We start from the raw sequence: 21,491 nt of genomic DNA, 5'->3' as shown, positions 1-21,491 counted from the left end.
GATGTCGGCCTGGCAGCAGCGACAGCAACTGCAGCAAGCGATCGCCCGCCAGCCCGACGACTTCGTCGCCTGGGTGATGCTGGCCGACGTGGAACTGGAAGCCGGCGACATCGCTGCCGGCGAACAGGCCGCGCGACGTGCGCTGCAGCTGCGCCCGAATCACCCCGAAGCGCTGGCACGGCTGGGCCGCGTGGCGTGGATGGCCGGTGCACATGGCGATGCGGCCAAGCTGCTCGGCCAGGCCTCGGCATTGGCACCGCAGCATCCCGGCATTGCGCTGTGGCTGGGCCATGCACTGGAAGATGCCGATGATGCCGAAGGCGCGTCGGCGGCCTATCGACGCGCGCATGGGCTGATGCCGGCCGAGCCGTACATCGCCGCCCAGCGCCTGGCCTGGCAGCGTCGCCTGTGCGATTGGCAGGACCTGGACACGCTGGCGGCACAGGTGCGCGCCGCCGTTGCCAGCGGCCAGGGCGTGGTCGAGCCGTTCGCCTTCCTCAGCGAGGACGCCAGCGCTGCCGAACAGTTGGCCTGCGCGCACACCCGTGCGCTGGCCGTGGCTGCCTCGGTGCGGCCATTGCCGCCGGCAACGGTGTGCCCGCACGGCCCGCTGCGCGTCGGCTTCCTCTCCAATGGGTTCGGCGCACATCCGACCGGATTGCTGACCGTGGCGCTGTTCGAGCAGCTGCGTCGCGACCCCGCACTGCAACTGCATCTGTTCGCGCTGAACCGCGACGACGGCAGCCGCATTCGCCAGCGCCTGCAGGCAGCCGCGCAGCTGCATGATGTGGCTGGCCTGCGACACACCGATACCGCCGCACGCATCCGCGCACAGGGCATCGACCTGCTGTTCGACCTGCGCGGCTGGGGCGGTGGCGGCACGCCGGAAGTGTTGGCGATGCGCCCTGCCCCGCTGCAATTGAACTGGCTGGCCTATCCGGGCACGTCGGGGGCGCCGTGGATGGACGCGGTGGTCGGCGATGCCTTCGCCCTGCCGCCGGCACTGGAGCCGTGCTACAGCGAACGCGTGCTGCGCCTGCCACGAGCCTTCCAGCCGTCAGACAATACGCGCGTGCTGGAGCCTGCGCCGACCCGTGCGGACTGCGGCCTGCCCGCGCAGGGCGTGGTGTTCTGCTGTTTCAACAACAGCTACAAGCTCAACCCGCGCAGCATGGGCCGTGCCTTCGCAGTGCTGCAGGCAGTGCCCGGCAGCGTACTGTGGCTGCTGTCCGGACCGGGCCAGGCCGACGCCCGCCTGCGCACTGCCGCGCAGGCTGCCGGCCTGGACCCGGCGCGCCTGGTGTTCATGGCCAAGCTGCCGCATCCGCAGTACCTGGCCCGTTACCCGCTGGCCGACCTGTTCCTCGACACGCATCCGTACAACGCGCACACCACCGCGTCCGACGCACTATGGGCCGGCTGCCCGGTGCTGACCTGCCCGGGTGACACCTTCGCCGCGCGCGTGGCCGGCAGCCTCAACCACCATCTGGGAATGGCACGGATGAATGTCGCCGACGATGCGGCGTTCATCACCACCGCCAGCACGCTGGGCAACGACCCTGCAGCACTGGCGGCGTTGCGCGCTGAACTGGCACAGGCGCGCGAGCGCAGCGGGCTGTTCGACATGGGCGGGTTTGCCCGCGATCTGTCGGCGTTGGTGCAGCAGCTGGCGCGCGAACACGGCTGGCTGGGAACAACCGAACCGACTGGGGTAATGTCGGCTGGGTAACGTCCATTGGATGACGTCGACTGGGTAGAGTCGACTGCTGGTCGACTGCCCTCGGCAGGAAGCCGAAAACCCCGCGCTGCGCGCGATAGTCGACTGACCGTCGACTGTACCCGGCGTCGACATCGCCTGGGCAGCCCCTGCGCTACGCTCGGGCTTCCTCCCCGCGTGGTGTGACGATGGCCAAGCTCAAGCGCAAGGACTACGACGAACTGCTGCTGCCGCTGCAGCTGGAACTGACCGCCATGGCGCGCTGGGTGCAGCACAGCGGACAGCGCCTGCTGGTGCTGTTCGAAGGCCGTGATACCGCAGGTAAAGGCGGCGCGATCCAGGCCATCAGCCAGCACCTCAACCCGCGCCAGTGCCGGGTGGTCGCGCTGCCCAAGCCCACCGACCGCGAAGCCACGCAGTGGTACTTCCAGCGCTACGCCTCGCACTTGCCCGCCGCCGGCGAGATCGTGCTGATGGACCGCAGCTGGTACAACCGCGCAGGCGTCGAACGGGTGATGGGCTACTGCAGCGAGACCGAGTACCAGCAGTTCCTGCGCCAGGCGCCAGTGTTCGAAGAGCTGCTGGTGGACGACGGCATCCTGCTGTTCAAGTACTGGCTGTGCGTGGACCAGGAGCAGCAGGAGAAGCGCTTCGCCGAGCGCCATCTCGATCCGCTGAAGGGCTGGAAGCTCTCCCCGGTGGACCTGAAATCCCGCAGCAAGTACAGCGCGTACACCGAGGCCCGCGAGGCGATGCTGCGCGCGACGCATCGGGAGGCGGCACCGTGGACGTTGGTGGATTTCAACGACCAGCGGCTGGGCCGGCTGACGCTGGTGCGCAACCTGCTGGACCGGCTGCCGGACACGCGCGTGGATGCGCCGTTGCCGGAGCTGCCGAAGCTGAAGGGCAAGCTGCATCGCGAGCACTACGATGTGCTGAAGCCGATCGAGGACTTCCCGGTCGAGGATTAGGGTGGGTCGGCAGGGCCTGCGGCCCTGCACCTGCAGGGGCCAGAGCAACGGCAACAGCAACAGCAACGGCGGGCTTCCTGAGGGATGGCGGGGCGGGTCCGGGTGCGGGGGGCGCTGCAAGTACGTCCATGTAAGCTCGGTCGCCGCATCCATGCGGCTCACGCCCCCGCACCCGGCCCCACCCCGCCTTCGACAGATTCTCGCGATCTGTCGTTGACCCACACCATGCGTGGATGCTCCTCATTCGATTGTCGAAATATTCGATTTGTCTGGAGAATCATCCACGCATGGCGTGGATCTACCAGACATGAGGAATCTGTCAGAGGCGGGGCGGTGTCGGAGTGCGGGGTGTCAGCCGCATGGATGCGGCTGCCAAGCCTACATGGACGTACTTGCGGCGTCCCCGCACTCCGACACCGCCCCGCCACAACACGGAAATCGCACTTTGGCTGTTGCTGTTGCCGTTGCTTGAATGTTTCGGCGGGTGCAGGGCCACAGGCCCTGCCGCCCAACCCCATTACTTGGCAGCAGCGATCTGCTTTTCGATGTCGGCGGCCGTCACCGGGCCGAGGAAGGTGTGCGCCAGCTTGCCCTGTGGATCCAGCAGGTGCGTCAGCGGCAGGCCGCGCGGCGTGGCGAAATCGGCCGGCGGATCGAACGGGTCCACGATCACGATCGGATAGGTGACCGGATGCTTGGTCAGGAACGACTGCATTTCCGGCACTTCGATGTCCTCATAGGCCAGGCCGACCACTTCGATGTTGCTGCGCATCGCATGCAGCGCCGACAACTCCGGCATCTCCTTGCGGCACGGGGCACACCAGGTCGCCCAGAAGTTCACCACCACCCACTTGCCGCGGTGCGCGGCCAGGTCGTAGTCGCTGCCATCCACCGCCTTCATCTTCAGCGTCGGGAACTCGGCGGTGGTGCGCTCGGCCGGGGTTTCCTCGACCGGTGCCGGTGCGGTCGGCGTCGGTGCCTGCGCCGGCGGTTGGCTGCTGGCCGGCGTCGGCTCCTGGGCCGGCTTGCAGGCCGACAGTGCCAGCAGCAGGGCCAGCGGGAGCAGCAACGGGGTCTTGCGGGTCATGGCATGTCTCCAGAGTCGGTATAGATATCGCTGACCTTGCGCTTCAGGCGTTCACGCAGGGGCAGTCGCAGATCATCCAGCGCCGCCAATGCGGCACGGCCCAGGCTGTCGTCGCGATACGGCAGATGCTGCTCGGCTACCGGAATGCGCAACTGGGTACATTCGTAAAGATCGGCAAGGCTGACCTGGTCCAGGTCGCGCGAGAGCAGCCATTCGCCGCGTTCATCGCGGCGCAGCAGGCCGATCTCCTGCAGGTTGCAGGCCAGGTCCTGCAGCAGCGAATCGGTCAGCATCGGCTCCAGCCGCAGGATTTCATCGTCGGCCAGGCCCTTGCCCTTGGCACGGGCGTGGTGGAAGCGGCCGAGCAGGCGCAGCAGGCCATAGAACTCGTAGCCCTGCGGCAGGCGCAGTTCCACCGGCTGGTAGCGGAAGGCCGCCATCGACGAAGACAACGACGCGCCCAGCAGCACCGCCACCCAGCACAGGTAGATCCACAGCAGCAGGATCGGCACGAAGGCCACCGTGCCATAGAGCTTCTGGTAGGACTGGAAGCTGCCCAGATACGCGCCGATGCCCCACTTCACCAGCTCCAGGATCACCGCGGCCAGAATGGCGCCAGGCACTGCATGCCGCCACTTCACTGTGTGGTGCGGCACCACCCGGAACATCAGCGTGATGCAGACGAACTCGATCAGGATCGGCGCCAGCCGCAGTGCCAGTTCGGCCAGCCAGCGGCCCTCCTGGGTGCCGAACAGCGGCATCGCGAACACCCGCGCCGACACCGCCAGCGAAGCGGCAGCGAGCATCGCGCCCAACGTCAGCACGGTCCAGTAGACCAGGAAGCGGGTCAGCTTGGGCCGGGTCGAACCGACCCGCCAGATCTGGTTGAAGGTCTCTTCAACGCTGTTGAGGGTGATCAGCAGCGATACCACCAGCGCGATGAAGCCAGCGGCGGTGAGCTGGCCGGCACTGGCCGAGAACTGCCGCAGGTAGCCCTCCGCCGCACGCGCGGCGTTGGGCACGAAGTTGGAGAAGACGTAATCGCTGAGCTGGTCGCTCCAGCGGTCGAAGACGGGGAAGGCCGACAGCACACCAAATACCACGATCGCCAGCGGCACCAGCGCGAACACCGTGGTGTAGGCCAGCGCCGCCGCTGCCTGGAACAGGCGGTCGTCGAGGAAGCGATGCCACAGGAAGCGGCCGAAACTGATGGCCCGTGCGCGATCCCGCGCGCGCTCCATCCACAGGTTGAGCGTATCCAAAGGTTCCATCGGTGGAAGGGTACCCGATGCGGAATGCTCGCAGGATAGCCATACTGGTGACCACACGACGAGGAGAAGCGGGCACGATGGGCGAGATTCTGGTGCTGTATTACAGCCGGGGCGGTTCGGTGGCACGGCTGGCGCGCCAGATCGCGCGGGGCATCGGCGAAGTGCCGGGCATGACCGCGCGCCTGCGCACGGTGCCGCCGGTGGCCGCGGTGACCCAGACCGCACAGCCGCCGGTGCCCGACGATGGCGCCCCCTACGTGAGCGTGCAGGACCTGGTCGAATGCCAGGGCCTGCTGCTCGGCAGCCCGACCCGCTTCGGCAACATGGCCGCCCCGGTCAAGCACTTCCTGGATGGGCTGGGCGCCGAATGGGTCAACGGCACCCTGTCGGGCAAGCCGGCCGGCGTGTTCACCTCCACCGCCTCGATGCACGGTGGGCAGGAATCGACCCTGCTGTCGATGCAGGTGCCGCTGCTGCACCATGGCTGCGTGATCGTGGGCATCCCGTTCACCGAACCGGCGTTGAGCCACACCACCAGCGGCGGCACGCCCTATGGCGCCAGCCACGTGGCCGGTGCCGCCGACGATCCGCAGCCGACCGACGACGAGGCCGTGCTGGCCCGCGCGCTGGGCCGCCGGGTGGCCGACATCGCGCAGCGGTTGGCCCGATGAGCCGCCCGCCGCGCACGGTCCTGCTGCTGGCCCTGATGGGGCTGGCCGCGCTGTTCGCCGGCTGGTTCATCAATGACAAGCACTGGCTGGCCACCCAGCTGGTGTTCACCGCGCCGCCGCTGGCGCTGGCCTTTGCGCTGCGTCTGGGCTGGCGCAAGGCCGGGTTCTGGGCCTCGGTGCTGGCGCTGGGCTGGTTCAGCCACGGCGTGATGAGCGCCTGGAGCCACCCGGAAACACGCTGGCTGGCGCTGATCGAAGTCGCCCTGGCCCTGCTGGTGATCTTCAGCGCCAGCCTGCCGGGGCTGCGCGCCCGCTTCGGCAAGCGACGCTGACGCTGCGCCCGCCGGGCCGTATCATCTGTGTTCCTGGCCCCGCGCCGCTGTACCTGTCCTGGTTTCGCGCATGCACATGATGGAAGAGCTCCTGGTCGTCACCACCGGTGGCACGATCGACAAGATCTACTTCGACGACAAGTCGGACTACCAGATCGGCGACCCCCAGATCGGCATGATCCTGCGCGAGCTGGGCGTGACGTTCCGCTTCAACGTGATTCCGATCCTGCGCAAGGATTCGCTGCACATCAACGATGAAGACCGCGAACTGATCCGCGCCACCATCACCGCGCAGCCGACCCGCCACGTGCTGGTGACCCACGGCACCGACTCGATGGTGCAGACAGGCAAGGTGCTGGCGACGATCCCGGACAAGACCATCGTGATGACCGGCGCGCTCAGCCCGGCGCGGTTCCGTGGGTCGGATGCGGAGTTCAACATCGGCTGCGCGATCGGTGCGGTGCAGTCGCTGCCGAGCGGCGTATACATCGCCATGAACGGTCGTATCTTCGATCCGCAGCACGTGCGCAAGAACGTGGCCGCGAACCGCTTCGAGTCTGTCTGAGGAACAGCGTGCCGACCAAGGTCGGCACCCACCAAAGCGCTGCCCTTGCAAGGCCGGTGCCTACCCAAGAGAAAACGCCCCGGCCTGAGCCGGGGCGTGCCCATGGAGAGGGGCTTGGGCTCAGTACTGGGCGTTGAGGGTCAGGCCCGAGAAGGTGCTGTAGGCCTTCACCCGCACATACCAGGTGCCGGCGGCAGGACTGTTGATGGTGCAGGTCTCGCTGTTGCCGCTCAGGTACGGACGGCAGGTGTAGGTGGTATCGGTCGGGGCACTGCCCTGGCGCACATACAGGTCGGCATCACCGCTGCCGCCACTGATCGCGACGCGCAGCTGGGTGCTGCCGGCCGGAACAGCCACGGTGTAGTTCAGCTCGGCACCGGTCGCAGCGCCCAGGCCGGTCACCGGCACGTTGTTCTGCAGCACGTTGCCACCCGGGTTCGGGTTGCCGCCACCGTTGATCGCCGCGGCCACGGCGGCATTGGCGTCGATGATGCCGGCGCCGCAACCACCCGAGCAGGCGCCCGGCAGCGGACGTGCCGTGCTTTTGATGATGCTCTCGACCTGCGCCGGGCTCAGCGGGCTCGGAGCGACCGACTGCATCAGCGCGACCACGCCGGCCACGTGCGGCGCTGCCATCGAGGTGCCATTGTACGACGCGTAGGTCGCGCTGCCCGGCGTGGTGGTGCCGGTGTTGAGGGTGGACAGGATGCTCTGGCCCGGTGCCGAGATGTCGATGCCGGTACCGTAGTTGGAGAAGCTGGCACGTGCACCGGCCGAGGTGGTCGCCGCCACCGCGATCACGTTCGGGCAGTTGGCCGGCACCGACGAGGACACGTTGGTGTTGCTGTTGCCGGCGGCGACCACCACGGTGGTGCCACGGCCGACCGCGCCGTTGATCGCGTTCTGGTAGGTGGTCGAGCAGCTGCCACCGCCGCCCAGCGAGAGGTTGATGACTTCGGCCGGATTGGCGTTGGCCGGTACGCCGCTGACGGTGCCACCGGACGCCCACACGATCGCATCGGCGATGTCGGAGGTGTAGCCGCCGCACTTGCCGAGCACGCGCACCGGCACGATCTTGGCATTGAACGCGGTACCTGCCACGCCGGTACTGTTGTTGGTCACCGCCGCCACGGTGCCGGCAACGTGGGTGCCGTGCCAGCTGGAGTTGGAGGCCGGGATGCCCGCGCCACACTCGTTGGCGCCGTACCAGTCGCCTTCGTCGTTCGGATTGTTGTCGCGGCCGCCGCCATCACGCGCCATCGCGGCGTCGCTGATGAAGTCATAGCCCGGCAGGATGTTGGCGTTGAGATCGGCATGGTTGGTGATGCCGGTATCGATCACGGCCACCACCACGCCGGTGCCGGTGGCCTTGTCCCAGGCCGGCCGGATGTTGATGCCGGCATTTGAGGTGCCGAAGCCCCATTGCTCGCTGAAGCGGGTGTCGTTCGGGGTCAGCGTCGCGCGCATGATCTGGTCGACTTCGACGTATTCCACGTTCGGGTCGGCGGCCAGCTTGCGCATCAGCAGTTCGGATTCGGCCTGGTCGAGCGGACGGTCGGTCTTGACCAGGGTCGGGCCGACGGCCAGCTTGCGGACCTGCTGCAGGCCCAGCGCGCGGCCCTGGCTGCTGGCCAGGCCGGCGGCGGCCGTCTTCAGCGACGAAGCCAGCGCAGTAGTGTTGGCCACGGCGGCGCTGCCGTCGCGGTACTTGACGATGAAGCGCTGGTGCGTCGGCGCGGACTGCAGGCCGCTGAGCTGGACATCACCGGCCAGCGCAGGCGTGGCCAGCAGCAGCGATGACAGAACGGACGCACCAAGGACCACCCACACTCGACGCACACGCGGTTGCGTTACCTGGGACATCGTATTTCCCTTTCTTGTGGTGTGAATGCCGGAATCGGCAGAAGCACCGGCCCGAACCCTGGGCTGGCTTGCATTGGCGAGGTTCGAAGTCCGGTGAGTCAGCGGATCCCCCTAACGATCCGCCGTGCACATGACGCTAATGGCCGAAACCGGACACCACAAGATTTTCAGCGTCTTTTCAGCAAGATGAAATGTTCGTTCTGAGACTTTTCGGGTCGAGGGTTTGTGAAGGTGAAGGAACTTTCTCGTGTCCTGCACAGACCTGACTGGGCCGTCACGTGTCCCGGAATGACTATGCCGACATCGGCGTTCGCTGATTCGGGGTCAGATCCCTTTTCCCATGGAAAAGGGATCTGACCCCAGGCCGATAACGCAGAAAGCCCGTCACGGGGGACGGGCTTTCCGGAAGCGCAGTCGAGCGTGGCTAGACGCTACAGTTCAGCGTGGGCGATCAGCCCAGCTTGACCAGCCAGTTGTGGCGGTCCGGCAAGCGGCCGTACTGGATGTCGGTCAGTTCCTTGCGCAGCGACATGGTCACTTCGCCGGCCGGGGCGTTGATGTCGCCCACCGAGAAGCCCTCACCCTTCAGCTGGCCGATCGGGGTGACCACCGCGGCGGTGCCGCAGGCGAACACTTCGGCGATCTCGCCGGAGGCCACGCCCTGCTTCCACTCGTCGATGCTGACCTTGCGCTCTTCGACCTTCATGCCGCGGTCGCGGGCCAGCTGCAGGATGCTCTCGCGGGTGATGCCCTCGAGGATGCTGCCCGACAGTTCCGGGGTCACCAGCGTGCCGTCCTTGTAGACCAGGAACACGTTCATGCCACCCAGTTCTTCCAGGTACTTGCCTTCGACCGGGTCGAGGAACAGCACCTGCGAGCAGCCCTGCGCCTGCGCCTTCTGCTGCGGCAGCAGCGACGCCGCATAGTTGCCACCGCACTTGGCGGCACCGGTGCCGCCCTTGGCCGCACGCGCGTATTCGGTGGACAGCCAGATCGACACCGGGGCAACGCCCTTGGCGAAGTACGGGCCGGCCGGGCTGGCGATGACGTAGTAGCCGGCCTTGTGCGCGCCGCGCACGCCGAGGAAGGCTTCGTCGCCGATCATGAACGGACGGAAGTACAGGCTGGACTCATCGGCCGACGGCACCCAGTCACTGTCGACCGCGATCAGCTGCTTCAGCGATTCGACGAAGATCTCCACCGGCAGTTCCGGCAGCGCCAGGCGCTGCGCCGAACGCTGCAGGCGACGGCCGTTGGCATCCGGACGGAAAGTCCAGATCGAGCCATCGGCATGGCGGTAGGCCTTGATGCCTTCGAAGATTTCCTGGCCGTAGTGCAGCACCGCCGCGGCCGGATCCAGCTGCAACGGGCCGTAGGCACGCACGTTGGCGTTGTGCCAGCCGGCATCCTTGTCCCAGCGCACTTCCACCATGTGATCGGTGAAGTGCAGGCCGAAGCCCGGCTTCTCCAGGATCTTGGCGCGCTCTTCAGCGCTGCGCGGGTGGTCCGAACGGGTAACGGCGAAGCTGGGGATGGACTGGGACACCGGAGGATTCCTGTTCTGGTTGCGGGTAGTGCCGGGCCCGCGTCACTGCGGGCCCTGGGTCAAAGCATGCCGGTCTCGAGCCGGGCCGCCTCGGACATCATGTGCTGGTTCCACGGCGGGTCGAACACCAGGTCGACGTCGGCCTCGGCCACCGTCGGGATCATTTCAAGCTTGCTGCGCACGTCGTCGACCAGGATGTCGCCCATCCCACAGCCCGGTGCGGTCAGGGTCATCTTCACGTCGATCTCGCGCTGGCCTTCGTCCAGGTGCTTGATCTCGACCTCGTAGACCAGGCCCAGTTCGACGATGTTCACCGGAATTTCCGGGTCGAAGCAGGTGCGCAGCTGCTGCCACACCAGCTGTTCCACCTGTTCATCAGTGGCGTCGGCCGGCAGTTCCAGCGGTGCCGGTGCCTCCTTGCCGATGGCGTCGCCGTCCTTGCCGGCGATGCGGAACAGGTTGCCCTCGACGAACACCGAATAACTGCCGCCCAGCGCCTGGGTGATGTACCCATAGCTGCCGGCGGGCAGGGTCACGGTATCGCCCTGCGGGACCATCACGGCCTCGCAATCGCGCTCGAAGTGGACAGGTTCGCTGCTACGGGAATACATGGGGACCGATATGGGGCCGTGGCCGGGGCCACGCAAGACGGCATTCTAGCCCAGCCGCTCCGGCACCGCCGATGCACCGCCGCAAACCACAGTATCCTGTGGGTGATCTTCAGGGAGCTTCGATGTCCTCCAATGCCGCGCGTGCCAGGACCGTGACCTGGCTCTGGCCCATCATGCTGCTGCTGGGCCTGGTTGTTGCTCCCCTTGCCTGGATGGTGCTGGCGCTGATGACCGGCCGGCAGGTCGGCTGGATGGCGGTACTGACCGCCCTGGAACTGGTGTTCATGCTGCGCATGGGTACGCTCGGCCCGGGCCGGCTGCGCATCGTGCTGGTCGTGGTGGGCACCCTGCTGGTGGCCGCCGTGGCCAACTGGACCATCGCCAGCGCCTGGATGGGCGGCTCGATCGGGCTGGACCTGTGGGACGCCACGATGCGGATGGGCCCGCGCCTGGCCTGGACCCTGATCACCCTGGCCAATGGCGCGGTGGAGTGGCTGTGGCTGGCCGTGGCCGTGGCCGTAGGCGCCTGGCTGGCGCGCTGAGCGCGCCGGTTGCCACGCCCGCCGGGGACATGCAGGTAGATCCACGCATGCGTGGATGGGATGGTAGTGCCGGCCGCTGGCCGGCAAACGCGTGCGGACCAGGGCCCGCACCTACCCGATGCAGCGGCCACACGCGGATGCGGTAGTGCCGGCCGCTGGCCGGCAAAGGGGTCAGAGCCCATTCCTGCGGAAAGGGATCCGCCCCCGGTCCTCAATGCCCGCCGTCGAGCGCCTTCAACTCGCTGACCAGCGAGGCTGCCGCTTCGGCACCGTCGCCATACAGCATGCGGGTGTTGTCGGCGTAGAACAGCGCATTCTCGATGCCCGCGAAGCCCGTGCCCTTGCCGCGCTTGATCACCACCACGTTGCGCGCATTGACCACGTCCAGCACAGGCATGCCGTAGATCGGGCTGGCCGGATCGGTTCGTGCGACCGGATTGACCACGTCGTTGGCGCCGATCACCAGCACCACGTCGGTGTTGGCGAACTCCGGGTTGATGTCGTCCATGTCCGCGATCAGGTCGTAGGGCACGCCCGCTTCGGCCAGCAGCACGTTCATGTGCCCCGGCATGCGCCCCGCCACCGGGTGGATCGCGAACTTCACCTTGACCCCGCGCTGGCCCAGCCGCTGCGCCAGTTCCCATATCTTGTGCTGCGCCTGCGCCACGGCCATGCCGTAGCCGGGCACGATCACCACGCGCTCGGCGAAGGCCATCATCGCGGCGACGTCAGCCGCTTCGATCGGCTTCTGCGAGCCGCTGATCGCCTGCGCTTCGCCACCAGCACCACCGCCGAAGTTGGAGAACAGCACGTTGCGGATCGGCCGGTTCATCGCCTTGGCCATCAGCCGGGTCAGCAGGATGCCCGCCGCGCCGACCATCATGCCGGCGATGATCAATGCTTCGTTGCCCAGCACGTAACCTTCGAACGACACCGCCAGGCCGGTGAACGCGTTGTACAGCGAGATCACCACCGGCATGTCGGCGCCACCGATCGGCAGCGTCATCAGCACGCCCAGCGCCAGCGCAAGTACGAAGAAGGCAACGATCGCCCAAGTGCTGAGCGTGCTGGCGGCGATGATCGCCAGTACCACCACCGCCAGCGCCACGAGCAGGTTCATCACCTGCTGGCCCGGCCAGGTCACGCGCTTGTCCAGGCGTCCATCCAGCTTGGCCCAGGCGATCACCGAGCCGGACAGCGACACCGCGCCGATCGCTGCGCCGACCACCGCCAGCAGCAGCACCGTGCCCGACGGCTGGCGCGCGGCCAGATCGGCCAGCGCCTGTGCGCTCCAGTGGCTGGTATCGCGGTTGGCAAGGAAGGCGTAGCGCAGCAGCTCCACCGCGCCGATCGCCGCCGCCGATCCACCGCCCATGCCGTTGTACAGCGCCACCATCTGCGGCATGTCGGTGATGGCAACCTTGCCGGCCGACCACCAGGCCAGGCCCGCGCCGAGCAGCAGCGCCACCAGGATCAGCGGCACGTTGTGCAGTTCGGGAAGCAAGAAAGTGGCCGCCGTGGCCAGCAGCATGCCCAGCCCGGCCCAGCGGATGCCGCTGCGCGCGGTCAGTGGCGAGGCCATGCGCTGCAGGCCCAGCAGGAACAGCGTGGCGGCGACGAGGTAGCTGGCCTTGACCAGCCAGTCGAGCAGTTCGACGGTGCTGATGTTCAAGCCTGCGGCTCCTTCGGCTCGTCCTTGCCGGCCTTGGGCGCGCTCGGCTTGAACATTTCCAGCATGCGCGCGGTGACCACGTAGCCACCGGCGGCATTGCCGGCACCCAGCACCACGGCGAGGAAGCCCAGGGCCTTCTCCAACGGTGTCTGTGCGTGCCCCAGCACCACCATCGCGCCGATCAGCACGATGCCGTGGATGAAATTGGAGCCCGACATCAGCGGGGTATGCAGGATTACCGGCACCCGCGAAATGATCACGTGGCCGGCGATGGCGGCCAGCATGAAGATGTACAGCGCTACGAACCCGTCACTCACTGGCAACGCTCCCGCTCTGTCTTCGTCGGCCCATCATAACCATGGGCTGAACCCGGCGTGCACCCGGCGTCAACCGAAGCGGCGCTCACGCGTTGTCGATGGTGACCCCGAGCGAGGAACCGTACCCTGTGCTGGTGAGCAGCCCCGTCCCCCCGAGCGCCGAGACCGATGCCCTGCCGGCATCGCTGGAAGCGTTCCTGGCCAGTGTTGGCCCGCGTGCGTTCCGCTTCGCCGAGGCCGGCCTGCGCCAGCGCGAAGACGCCATGGACGCGGTGCAGGACGCGCTGCTGCGCATGCTGGACTACGCCGACAAGCCGGCAGCCGAATGGGCGCCGCTGTTCTGGAGCATCCTGCGCCGGCGCGTGATCGACGTGCAGCGCCGGCGCCGCTTCCGCCTGCCGTTCTGGCGCGACAACCAGGACGCGGAAGGCGGCGAGATCGACTGGGCCGATCCCGGCCCGGACCCGGCACAGGCGCACGAACAGCGCCAGCAGTACCAGCAGCTGGTGGACGCGTTGCGCCGCCTGCCCGCCCGCCAGCGCGAGGCCTTCACCCTGCGCGTGCTGCAGGACCTGGACGGGGCCACCACCGCCCGCGCCATGGGCTGCAGCGAAGGCGCGGTAAAAACCCATCTGGCACGCGCCCGGCAGGCGCTGCAGGACTACCTGGAGATCCACCCGTGAACCGCTCCCTGCCTTCCGATGACACCCTGCGCAGCCTGCACGCGCAGTCGCTGCACGCGCTGTCGCCGGCCACACTGGCACGCCTGCGCCAGGCCCGACACGGCGCCAGCGCGACCCGGCACGGGCGCCTGCGCTGGTGGCTGGCCAGCGCCTGTTCACTGGTGGTGGCGCTGGGTATCGGCCTGCAGCTCACTGGCCATGGCACGCTGACGGGCCCCGCGCCGGCACCTGTGCTGGCCTCGGTGGAAGACAACAGCGCGCTCTACGACGAAAATCCCGATCTGTACCTGTGGCTGGGCGATACCGACCTGGCGATGGAGTGAATCATGTCCCGACTGCACACCCTGCCCCTGCTGATGACCCTGTTGCTGCTGCCGGCCCTCCCGGCGCTGGCGCAGAGCGCCGCCCCCGCCCCTGCGGCACGCCCTGCGCCGGCCACGCCGCTGCCGGCCTGGGAACAGTTGAGCGAAGCGCAGCGGGAATCGCTGCTGGCGCCACTGCGCGACCGCTGGAACAGCGCCGATGCCGGCCAGCGCCAGCGCATGCTCTCGCATGGCCAGCGCTGGCAGACGATGAGCCCGGAGGAGCGCGACAAGGCCCGCCGTGGCCTGCGCCGCTTCGAGCACATGAGCCCGGAACAGCGTGAGCAGGCCCGGGCCCTGTTCGGCCAGATGCGGGAACTGCCGCCCGCGCAGCGCGATGCACTGCGCGAGCGCTGGTCGCAGATGACGCCGGAACAACGCAAGGACTGGGTGCGCGACAACCCACCGCCGGCGAAGCCGCGCTGAAACGCCGCGGGGAACGGGGTCAGAGCCCTTTGCTGAGGCAAAGGGATCCCCCCCTGGCAGATTCCTGGAACCAGGGTCAGATCCCTTTGCCAGAGGCAAAGGGATCTGACCCCATGTCGTTCATGCCTGCCAGCGTGTCTTCGCCAGCAGCTCGTCGTCCCAGTCGAACGCCAGCTGCCCCTCGCGCACGAACAGCGCGACGAAGTTGAGCAGGTTGCGCGCATACATCTCGCTGGCCTGGGTCGCGCCCCGGCTGGCCAAGCCCAGCGGGCCGTCGATGGTCACGCCCTGATGCTCGATGCACTGCCCCGGTTGGGTCAGTGCGCAGTTGCCGCCGCTCTCGGCAGCCAGGTCCACGATCACGCTGCCGGTGGCCATGCCTTCCACCATCGCGGCAGTCACGATCGTCGGCGCCGGTCGCCCCGGTACCGCTGCGGTGCAGATCACCACATCCACGCTGCGCAGGTGGTCGGCCAGGCGGCGCTGCTGCTCGGCACGCTCTTCATCGGTCAACGCGCGCGCGTACCCGCCTTCGCCCGCCGCGCTCACCCCCAGGTCGAGGAAGCGCGCGCCCAGCGACTGGATCTGCTCGCGGGTTTCCGGACGCACGTCGAAACCTTCCACCTGTGCACCGAGACGCCGGGCAGTGGCAATGGCCTGCAGCCCCGCCACGCCGGCACCGATCACCAGCACCTTGGCCGGACGCACGGTGCCGGCAGCGGTGGTCAACATCGGGAAGAACCGTGGTGCGCGTTCGGCGGCGATCAGCGCGGCCTTGTAACCGGCCATGCCGGCCTGCGAACTGAGCACGTCCATCGCCTGCGCACGGGTGGTGCGCGGCAGCTGCTGCAGCGGGAACAGGTGCAGGCGGTCATCGGCAGCCAGTGCCGTCAGGCCCGGATCACTGGCCGGGGTCAACAGGCCAACCACGGTGGCACCCGGCTTGAGCTGTTCAAGCACCGCCGCCGGCGGCGCCTGCACGCACAACAGGATGTCGATTTCGGCCCAGCGGCCGGCGTCGAATGCGCGGGCACCGGCATCGTCATAGGCTGCATCGGTGAAACCTGCGGCCAGACCGGCACCGGCCTCGTACCAGACGGTAATGCCGAGGGCGCCGAGCTTGCGCGCGGTTTCCGGCGTCAGCGCCACGCGCCGTTCGCCCGGCGCGGTCTCCTTGATCCCCAGCAACGCCACGGCCATGCAGGTCCCCGCTGATCGGTGAGTTTTCCCGATCCTAGCAGGCGGCTCCACTCAGTGCAGCGTGGCGCTGCCCGGGTCCAGCCGATCGATCACACCCTGCATCGCGCTGTCGAACGCACCGTCATCCACATGGGCGCGCAGACGTCCCAGCCGCACCATCACCGCCAGTTCTTCCGGCGAGGCCACGCAGAAGCGCACGCCGCGACGGTTGACGAACAGCAGTCGCGAGGAAATCGGGCTGACCCAGGACAGCTTGCCGGCCTGCACCTTGCCGTCCTTGTCGACGAAGTCCAGCCAGTTGCCGATCTCCATGCGACGGAAGCGATCGGCGTCGGCATTGTCGAAATCATCGGCATCGATCTGCCCGCCCAGCTCGACCGCCGGCGATTCGGCCACCGGCGGGGCCGGTAGTGCCACCTGCGGCAGTTCCGGCAGCGCGCGTTGCAGTTCCGGCCGCGATTCGGCAATGCCCTGCAGGGTGTCATGCAGGGCATCGATGGCGCCGGTGGCGGCGTCGCCATGCACGCCCACGCTGGCGAACACCTTGGCCAGCACCGGCTGCCAGGCCTGCAGCCACGGCTTGCCGACAATCTGGCGGCGGGCCTCGGCAACTTCCTCCAGCAGCCCGTCGCCCAGGCTCAGCGCTTCGGCCACCGATGCGCCCTCCTCGCCCTCGCGCAGCAGCGCCAGGGTCAGGTGGTGCTGCCATGGCTGGCGCAGGAATTCAGCGATGGCCGGCGGCAGGGTGGCATCACCAATGCGGCGGTCCAGCTCGGCACCGGCACGGGTACGGGCCATTTCCAGCTTTTCCTGGCCACGCTGCGTTTCGGCGGCGCGACGCTCGGCGATTTCCACGCGGCGACGATGCTGCACGAGGAACTCGCGGAATTCTTCTTCCAGGGTCAGGAAGATCGCCAGGTTCTCGTTGAACTCGGCGACCAGGCGCTCGATGATCTCCTCGACCTTGGCCATCAGCATGCGCTCGGCCTGGCTTTCGCCGGTGTTGCCTTCGCAGGCCTCGGCCAGCGAGTTGAGCAGCTTGCGCGCCGGATGGGTCTTCTGCACGAACATGCGGCGGTCGAGCATGGCGACCTTGACGAACGGCACCACCAGGCGGCCGATCAACTCGCGGGAGCGGCCTTCCAGTTCGCGCTCGTCCAGCATCACGTCGAACAGCATGCCCACCAGGTCGATCGCATCCTCGTCCTGCGGGTCCAGCCGGGTCTGGCCCGGGTCGACACCGAGACGGGTGGCGCTGGACAGCACTTCGCTCTTCAACCGCTGCGCGAGTGATTCGCCGTCCTCGCCGATCGCTGCACGCAGGGTCGCACTGGGCGTGGCCTGCAGCAGCGACAGCACCGACATCATCTCGCGCTGGCTGAGCGGACGCTGCTGGCCGATCGCCACCTGTGCGGCCGACGTCGCGTCCTCGCGCACGTGGCGGGTCTGCTGCAGCAGTTCGTGCAGCGCCTCCAGCAGCATGCCCTGCTGGCCCGCATGGGCCTCGGCGGTGCCGCTGCCTTCGGCGCCCAGGTGCTGCTGCATGTGGCCACGCCGCTCGGACCAGCGTGCGGCAAAGCGCTGCGCCCAGGCCGGCGCGGCCTGCTCGTCATCACCGAATTCGCCGTCCAGGCCCGAGCCCGGGCGCTGCTCCACCAGGTCATCCAGGCCCGAGGCCATGCGCGGGTCGGGCGCGGCCGACGGTGGACGCCGCGGCGCCCCCATCTGCGACATCACCCCGGCCGCGGCCAGTTGCTCGTCCAGCTTCTCGTAGATGCGACCCACCGGCGCGCGCAGGTCACGCTCGCACAGCTTGATCAGCACCAGGTGCACTTCCGGGGCCAGTTCACAGCCGGCAAAGGCTTCGTGGATGGCCACGCCCAGGTGTTCGGGGCTGATGGGATTATGGTCGGCATCCAGTTCGGCGCCACCGACCAGACGGCCCAGGCGACGGTCGAGCCGCGCCAGCACCGGCTTGAAGTCACGCAGCAGCACCGTAGCGAAATTGCGCACCGCCAGCCGCGACTCCAGCACGTGCTCGGCCAGCAGGCTCAAGCCATCCTCGGCTGGGCCGGACAGCGTCGATTCGGCCGACATGGGCTCACCACTGGCCAGCGCATCCCAAGCCCGCTGCAGGTGGCCAGAGAAGGCACCGGCAATGTCCTCGCGGCGGCGGCGCAGTTCGCGCATCGCATCCAGGAACAGCAGCTGCGACGAACCGGCATTGCCGGCCCGGTCGAACAGGGCATCGTCGAAGCGCGCCAGTGCCGCGCCAAAGGCCTGGCACAGCGCGGGCAGGACCATGTCCCGGGCACGCTGGAGCTGGGCCGGGTCACGGCCCGGCGATCCCATCGGTGTGGGCGCGCTCATCATTCGGGAAGGCTCCCCACCTTCTCTGGTACGACAGACAACGTGGACATCGCGACAACCGGCACACCCCATGTACCGGTACGTCGATGGTAGGCCGGCCAGCCCGTCACGGACAGTGAAACAGTCCTCACTTCAAACCTCATGACCGGCGGCCCGGCAAGGTAGATATCGTAAGCCGTGCAAGGCCTGCGAGGCGAGGGGAAGCGGCCGCCCGTTTCCCGCCAGTGGCATGACGTTCATCACAGTTTGGTATTCAAAGGCCAGACGCGACACAGACGGTGTCTTTGACCACCCCGACTATAATCAAACCTTCGTGATGACCGGTTCAGACTCCATGCCCGATCCCGCCGCCCTGCTCGCCCTGGATGCCCGCCGCTCAGTGCCTTCGCGGCAACTGGCCGAGCCCGGCCCGGACCCGGCCACCCTGCAGCGGATGCTGGCTTCGGCAGTGCGCGTGCCCGATCACGGCAAGCGCGTACCGTTCCGCTTCCTGAAGATCGCTGGCGATGCACGTCACACTCTGGGCGACTTCCTGGCCGAGCGCAGCCGCCAACGCGACCCGCATGCGGGCGAGGCCGTGTTCGAGAAGGATCGCCAGCGTTTCAGCCATGCGCCACTGGTGATCGTGGTGGTGGCCAGCCCGCGCCCGGACCCGAAGGTCCCCGAACAGGAGCAGCTGATGACCGCCGGCTGCGTCTGCTTCGCCCTGCTGCAGGCCGCACAGGCGCTGGGCTTCGGCGCGCAGTGGCTGACCGCCTGGATGGCCTTCGACCCCGCCGTGCACGCCTACCTGGGCCTGGCCGAGGGCGAAGGCATCGCCGGTTTCATCCATATCGGCACGCCGAAGGCCGCCGTGCCAGAGCGCGAGCGTCCGGACCCTGCCACCCTGCTGCGCGACTGGACGCCTCCGGCATGACCCTGCCGGTACCACCGCCGTCGCTGTACCTGGTCGACGCCAGCATCTATGTGTTCCGCGCGTGGCATTCCCTGCCCGACCAGTTCCAGGACGCGCAGGGCTGGCCGACCAACGCCGTGCACGGCTTCGCCCGCTTCCTGCTGGACCTGCTCGAGCGCGAACGCCCGCGTCACATCGCCATCGCCTTCGACGAAGCGCTGGACAGTGGCTTCCGCCACCGCCTGTACCCCGCCTACAAGGCCAACCGCGACCCGGCGCCGGAGGCGCTCAAGCGCCAGTTCGTGCACTGCAAGGCGCTGTGCGCGGCGTTGGGCCTGGCGGTGCTGGCGCACCACGAGTACGAGGCTGACGACCTGATCGGAAGCGCCCTGCATGTGCATCGTGGCAGCCACCGCGGCGTGATCATCTCCGCCGACAAGGACCTGTCGCAGCTGCTGCTGGATCACGACGAGCAGTGGGACTACGCACGCAACCAGCGCTGGAACGTGGCCGGAGTGAAGGCGCGGCACGGCGTGCACGCGCACCAGATCGCCGACTACCTGGCGCTGTGCGGCGATGCGGTGGACAACATTCCCGGTATCAGTGGCGTCGGCAGCAAGTCCGCCGCCGTGCTGCTGGCCCATTTCGGCAGCATGGATGCACTGTACGAACGCCTGGACGAAGTGCCTTTCCTGCGCCTGCGCGGCGCCGCCCAGATGGCGGTGCGCCTGCGCGAGCAGCGCGAGCACGCCCAGCTCTGGCGCCAGCTGACCACCATCGCGCTGGACGCGCCACTGGAAGGCAGCCAGCCCGGCCTGCTGCGCCAGGCGGCCGATCCCGAGCTGCTCGGCGGCCTGTGCCAGACCCTGCGCTTCGGCCCGATGACCCGCCGCCGGCTGTTCGATGCCGCCGGCGTGCCCGATATTCTTCCCACCCACAGCGAGCCCGCATGAGCCAGCGCAACACCGAAGCCCCGCGTGTCGTCTATGAAGGCAAGTACCAGCGCATGCTGGTGCGCGGCACCTGGGAATACAGCGAACGTACCCACGCCGGTGGCCTGGCCGCGATCATCATCGCCGTCACCCCCGAGGACAAGGTGCTGTTCGTAGAGCAGTTCCGCGTGCCGCTGCAGGCACCCACCATCGAGATGCCGGCCGGCTTGGTCGGGGACATCCACGCCGGCGAATCGATCGAAGTCTCGGCCGTGCGCGAACTGGAAGAAGAAACCGGCTGGACCGCCGATCACGCCGAAGTGCTGCTGATCGGCCCGACCTCTTCCGGCGCCAGCAGCGAGAAGATCGCCTTCGTGCGCGCGACCGGCCTGCGCCGCGTTGGCGAGGGCGGTGGTGACGACAGCGAAGACATCATCGTGCACGAGATTCCGCGCAGTGAGGCAGCGGCCTGGCTGGTGCAGAAGATGGGCGAAGGCTACGAGCTGGACGCCAAGCTCTGGGCCGGGCTGTGGATGATCGAGCATCACCTGGACGGACGCCCGCGTGGCTGACGCCGACCTGCATGCGCTGCCGGCGCTGCTCGGCGCCGACGACCCAGCGATCTACACCCTCCACCGGCCGCATGGCGCGTCGCCGTACCTGCTGCTGGCCGATCATGCCGGCCAGCAGGTGCCGCGTGTCCTCGCAGGCCTGGGCTTGCCGCAGGCCGAACTGGACCGCCATATCGGCTGGGACATCGGCATTGCCGGCACCACCCGCGCACTGTCCGAACGGCTGGATGCCTGGGCCATCGAACAGACCTATTCGCGGCTGCTGATCGACTGCAACCGCCCGCTGGCCTCGCCGACGCTGATTCCGGAGGTGAGCGACCACACCGTGGTGCCGGGCAATGCTGGGCTGTCGGCGGCACAGCGGCAGCAGCGTATCGATGCGATCCACGCGCCCTACCACGCGCGCATCGACGCGGAACTGGATGCGCGCCGAGATGCCGGCCGCCCCACCCTGCTGGTGATGATGCACAGCTTCACTCCGGCGATGAACGGCGCGCAGCGACCGTGGCATGCCGGCGTGCTGTACCACCAGGACACGCGCTTCGCCCATGCCTTGCTGCAGGCACTGCGCGACGAAGGCGACCTGGTGGTCGGTGACAACGAACCGTATTCGGTGAGCAGCACCAGCGACTACGCGGTGCCGGTGCATGGCGAAGGCCGCGGGCTGGTGCACGTGGAACTGGAGATCCGCCAGGACCTGATCGCCGATGTGGCTGGGCAGCAGGCGTGGGCGGAGCGGCTGGCGCGGATCTTCAGCGCATTGCAGCCGCAGTTGCTGGCGTTCGGTTGAACGCGCGTGGATCCATTCCGGATCGGTAGTGCCGGCCGCTGGCCGGCAACCTCAGGGTAGTTGGATCATTGCATTGTCGGCCAGCGGCCGGCACTA

Annotated in this window: 22 protein-coding genes; 13 read left to right on the top strand and 9 right to left on the bottom strand. The window is 68.0% G+C overall.

Going from position 1 to position 21,491, the window contains the following annotated elements:
• Position 1: 1 nt before the first annotated feature.
• Together AC5P9P_RS11530 and ppk2 are read left to right on the top strand one after the other, a co-directional pair.
• A complete protein-coding gene (locus tag AC5P9P_RS11530) occupies positions 2 to 1,729 on the top strand; it encodes an O-linked N-acetylglucosamine transferase, SPINDLY family protein (RefSeq protein WP_445949984.1) in 1,728 nt (575 codons plus the stop codon).
• Positions 1,730 to 1,905: 176 nt separating this feature from the next.
• Positions 1,906 to 2,688, top strand: coding sequence for a polyphosphate kinase 2 (gene ppk2, locus AC5P9P_RS11525; RefSeq protein WP_033833057.1), 783 nt, complete (start codon positions 1,906 to 1,908; stop codon positions 2,686 to 2,688).
• A gap of 517 nt (positions 2,689 to 3,205) precedes the next feature.
• Here ppk2 and AC5P9P_RS11520 read toward each other — a convergent pair.
• Together AC5P9P_RS11520 and AC5P9P_RS11515 are read right to left on the bottom strand one after the other, a co-directional pair.
• On the bottom strand, positions 3,206 to 3,775 hold the full coding sequence (locus AC5P9P_RS11520; RefSeq protein WP_005408183.1) for a TlpA family protein disulfide reductase: 570 nt from the start codon (positions 3,773 to 3,775) through the stop codon (positions 3,206 to 3,208).
• Positions 3,772 to 5,046: a YihY family inner membrane protein gene (locus AC5P9P_RS11515; protein ID WP_005408182.1), complete on the bottom strand. Its 1,275-nt coding sequence runs from the start codon at positions 5,044 to 5,046 to the stop codon at positions 3,772 to 3,774. The genes AC5P9P_RS11520 and AC5P9P_RS11515 overlap by 4 nt, the downstream gene beginning before the upstream one ends.
• A 77-nt stretch (positions 5,047 to 5,123) precedes the next feature.
• Between AC5P9P_RS11515 and wrbA the strand changes: the two genes are divergently transcribed.
• From wrbA to AC5P9P_RS11500, 3 genes are all read left to right on the top strand, one after another.
• Positions 5,124 to 5,717, top strand: a complete 594-nt coding sequence (wrbA, locus tag AC5P9P_RS11510) for an NAD(P)H:quinone oxidoreductase (protein ID WP_012510135.1) — start codon at positions 5,124 to 5,126, stop codon at positions 5,715 to 5,717.
• Positions 5,714 to 6,049: a DUF2069 domain-containing protein gene (locus AC5P9P_RS11505; RefSeq protein ID WP_111188657.1), complete on the top strand. Its 336-nt coding sequence runs from the start codon at positions 5,714 to 5,716 to the stop codon at positions 6,047 to 6,049. Before wrbA ends, AC5P9P_RS11505 begins: the two co-directional genes overlap by 4 nt.
• A gap of 79 nt (positions 6,050 to 6,128) precedes the next feature.
• On the top strand, positions 6,129 to 6,614 hold the full coding sequence (locus tag AC5P9P_RS11500; RefSeq protein ID WP_111188659.1) for an asparaginase domain-containing protein: 486 nt from the start codon (positions 6,129 to 6,131) through the stop codon (positions 6,612 to 6,614).
• Positions 6,615 to 6,734: 120 nt separating this feature from the next.
• On the opposite strand, the gene AC5P9P_RS11495 is transcribed toward AC5P9P_RS11500, so the two are convergent.
• The 3 genes from AC5P9P_RS11495 to sufT form a co-directional block, all read right to left on the bottom strand.
• Entirely contained in the window at positions 6,735 to 8,477 is a 1,743-nt protein-coding gene (locus AC5P9P_RS11495) for a S8 family peptidase (protein WP_445949983.1), read from the bottom strand.
• Positions 8,478 to 8,928: 451 nt separating this feature from the next.
• Entirely contained in the window at positions 8,929 to 10,023 is a 1,095-nt protein-coding gene (locus AC5P9P_RS11490; protein WP_049431421.1) for a branched-chain amino acid aminotransferase, read from the bottom strand.
• A gap of 59 nt (positions 10,024 to 10,082) precedes the next feature.
• Complete coding sequence (gene sufT / locus AC5P9P_RS11485) at positions 10,083 to 10,634, bottom strand: putative Fe-S cluster assembly protein SufT (RefSeq protein WP_012479222.1); 552 nt, start codon at positions 10,632 to 10,634, stop codon at positions 10,083 to 10,085.
• 122 nt (positions 10,635 to 10,756) lie between these two features.
• Between sufT and AC5P9P_RS11480 the strand changes: the two genes are divergently transcribed.
• Positions 10,757 to 11,176: a hypothetical protein gene (locus AC5P9P_RS11480; protein WP_033834160.1), complete on the top strand. Its 420-nt coding sequence runs from the start codon at positions 10,757 to 10,759 to the stop codon at positions 11,174 to 11,176.
• A gap of 211 nt (positions 11,177 to 11,387) precedes the next feature.
• On the opposite strand, the gene AC5P9P_RS11475 is transcribed toward AC5P9P_RS11480, so the two are convergent.
• A complete protein-coding gene (locus AC5P9P_RS11475) occupies positions 11,388 to 12,848 on the bottom strand; it encodes an NAD(P)(+) transhydrogenase (Re/Si-specific) subunit beta (protein WP_005408174.1) in 1,461 nt (486 codons plus the stop codon).
• The gene (locus AC5P9P_RS11470; RefSeq protein WP_033834162.1) at positions 12,845 to 13,165 is read right to left on the bottom strand and encodes an NAD(P) transhydrogenase subunit alpha part 2; all 321 of its coding nucleotides are present in this window, start codon (positions 13,163 to 13,165) and stop codon (positions 12,845 to 12,847) included. The genes AC5P9P_RS11475 and AC5P9P_RS11470 overlap by 4 nt, the downstream gene beginning before the upstream one ends.
• A gap of 98 nt (positions 13,166 to 13,263) precedes the next feature.
• Between AC5P9P_RS11470 and AC5P9P_RS11465 the strand changes: the two genes are divergently transcribed.
• From AC5P9P_RS11465 to AC5P9P_RS11455, 3 genes are read left to right on the top strand one after another with little or no spacing between them, the layout of a single operon-like run.
• Entirely contained in the window at positions 13,264 to 13,848 is a 585-nt protein-coding gene (locus tag AC5P9P_RS11465) for an RNA polymerase sigma factor (RefSeq protein WP_005408172.1), read from the top strand.
• Complete coding sequence (locus tag AC5P9P_RS11460) at positions 13,845 to 14,171, top strand: hypothetical protein (protein ID WP_033834163.1); 327 nt, start codon at positions 13,845 to 13,847, stop codon at positions 14,169 to 14,171. Before AC5P9P_RS11465 ends, AC5P9P_RS11460 begins: the two co-directional genes overlap by 4 nt.
• A 3-nt stretch (positions 14,172 to 14,174) precedes the next feature.
• Complete coding sequence (locus AC5P9P_RS11455) at positions 14,175 to 14,636, top strand: DUF3106 domain-containing protein (RefSeq protein ID WP_012479217.1); 462 nt, start codon at positions 14,175 to 14,177, stop codon at positions 14,634 to 14,636.
• A 120-nt stretch (positions 14,637 to 14,756) separates the two neighbouring features.
• Here the strand turns inward: AC5P9P_RS11455 and AC5P9P_RS11450 are convergent, their stop codons facing one another.
• Together AC5P9P_RS11450 and pacR are read right to left on the bottom strand one after the other, a co-directional pair.
• Positions 14,757 to 15,836, bottom strand: a complete 1,080-nt coding sequence (locus AC5P9P_RS11450) for an NAD(P) transhydrogenase subunit alpha (protein WP_033834165.1) — start codon at positions 15,834 to 15,836, stop codon at positions 14,757 to 14,759.
• Between the two features lie 51 nt (positions 15,837 to 15,887).
• The gene (gene pacR, locus AC5P9P_RS11445; protein ID WP_033834166.1) at positions 15,888 to 18,209 is read right to left on the bottom strand and encodes a PacR family protein; all 2,322 of its coding nucleotides are present in this window, start codon (positions 18,207 to 18,209) and stop codon (positions 15,888 to 15,890) included.
• A 331-nt stretch (positions 18,210 to 18,540) separates the two neighbouring features.
• Between pacR and AC5P9P_RS11440 the strand changes: the two genes are divergently transcribed.
• From AC5P9P_RS11440 to AC5P9P_RS11425, 4 genes are read left to right on the top strand one after another with little or no spacing between them, the layout of a single operon-like run.
• Entirely contained in the window at positions 18,541 to 19,122 is a 582-nt protein-coding gene (locus AC5P9P_RS11440; RefSeq protein ID WP_005412319.1) for a nitroreductase family protein, read from the top strand.
• The gene (locus AC5P9P_RS11435) at positions 19,119 to 20,054 is read left to right on the top strand and encodes a 5'-3' exonuclease (RefSeq protein ID WP_005408166.1); all 936 of its coding nucleotides are present in this window, start codon (positions 19,119 to 19,121) and stop codon (positions 20,052 to 20,054) included. The genes AC5P9P_RS11440 and AC5P9P_RS11435 overlap by 4 nt, the downstream gene beginning before the upstream one ends.
• On the top strand, positions 20,051 to 20,605 hold the full coding sequence (locus AC5P9P_RS11430; RefSeq protein ID WP_005408165.1) for an NUDIX hydrolase: 555 nt from the start codon (positions 20,051 to 20,053) through the stop codon (positions 20,603 to 20,605). Before AC5P9P_RS11435 ends, AC5P9P_RS11430 begins: the two co-directional genes overlap by 4 nt.
• Complete coding sequence (locus AC5P9P_RS11425) at positions 20,598 to 21,395, top strand: N-formylglutamate amidohydrolase (protein ID WP_049402841.1); 798 nt, start codon at positions 20,598 to 20,600, stop codon at positions 21,393 to 21,395. The genes AC5P9P_RS11430 and AC5P9P_RS11425 overlap by 8 nt, the downstream gene beginning before the upstream one ends.
• Positions 21,396 to 21,491: the final 96 nt, after the last annotated feature.

The organism is Stenotrophomonas sp. YJH_SMC_14-1 (genome assembly GCF_059372275.1).
This window is presented reverse-complemented; position numbering and strand designations above follow the sequence as displayed.

Bases quoted from the DNA above. Each gene is read 5' to 3' on its own strand.
- AC5P9P_RS11530 (WP_445949984.1), top strand. From the start codon at position 2: ATGTCGGCCTGGCAGCAGCGACAGCAACTGCAGCAAGCGATCGCCCGC.
- ppk2 (WP_033833057.1), top strand. From the start codon at position 1,906: ATGGCCAAGCTCAAGCGCAAGGACTACGACGAACTGCTGCTGCCGCTG.
- AC5P9P_RS11520 (WP_005408183.1), bottom strand. From the start codon at position 3,775: ATGACCCGCAAGACCCCGTTGCTGCTCCCGCTGGCCCTGCTGCTGGCA.
- AC5P9P_RS11515 (WP_005408182.1), bottom strand. From the start codon at position 5,046: ATGGAACCTTTGGATACGCTCAACCTGTGGATGGAGCGCGCGCGGGAT.
- wrbA (WP_012510135.1), top strand. From the start codon at position 5,124: ATGGGCGAGATTCTGGTGCTGTATTACAGCCGGGGCGGTTCGGTGGCA.
- AC5P9P_RS11505 (WP_111188657.1), top strand. From the start codon at position 5,714: ATGAGCCGCCCGCCGCGCACGGTCCTGCTGCTGGCCCTGATGGGGCTG.
- AC5P9P_RS11500 (WP_111188659.1), top strand. From the start codon at position 6,129: ATGGAAGAGCTCCTGGTCGTCACCACCGGTGGCACGATCGACAAGATC.
- AC5P9P_RS11495 (WP_445949983.1), bottom strand. From the start codon at position 8,477: ATGTCCCAGGTAACGCAACCGCGTGTGCGTCGAGTGTGGGTGGTCCTT.
- sufT (WP_012479222.1), bottom strand. From the start codon at position 10,634: ATGTATTCCCGTAGCAGCGAACCTGTCCACTTCGAGCGCGATTGCGAG.
- AC5P9P_RS11480 (WP_033834160.1), top strand. From the start codon at position 10,757: ATGTCCTCCAATGCCGCGCGTGCCAGGACCGTGACCTGGCTCTGGCCC.
- AC5P9P_RS11465 (WP_005408172.1), top strand. From the start codon at position 13,264: ATGGTGACCCCGAGCGAGGAACCGTACCCTGTGCTGGTGAGCAGCCCC.
- AC5P9P_RS11455 (WP_012479217.1), top strand. From the start codon at position 14,175: ATGTCCCGACTGCACACCCTGCCCCTGCTGATGACCCTGTTGCTGCTG.
- AC5P9P_RS11450 (WP_033834165.1), bottom strand. From the start codon at position 15,836: ATGGCCGTGGCGTTGCTGGGGATCAAGGAGACCGCGCCGGGCGAACGG.
- pacR (WP_033834166.1), bottom strand. From the start codon at position 18,209: ATGATGAGCGCGCCCACACCGATGGGATCGCCGGGCCGTGACCCGGCC.
- AC5P9P_RS11440 (WP_005412319.1), top strand. From the start codon at position 18,541: ATGCCCGATCCCGCCGCCCTGCTCGCCCTGGATGCCCGCCGCTCAGTG.
- AC5P9P_RS11435 (WP_005408166.1), top strand. From the start codon at position 19,119: ATGACCCTGCCGGTACCACCGCCGTCGCTGTACCTGGTCGACGCCAGC.
- AC5P9P_RS11430 (WP_005408165.1), top strand. From the start codon at position 20,051: ATGAGCCAGCGCAACACCGAAGCCCCGCGTGTCGTCTATGAAGGCAAG.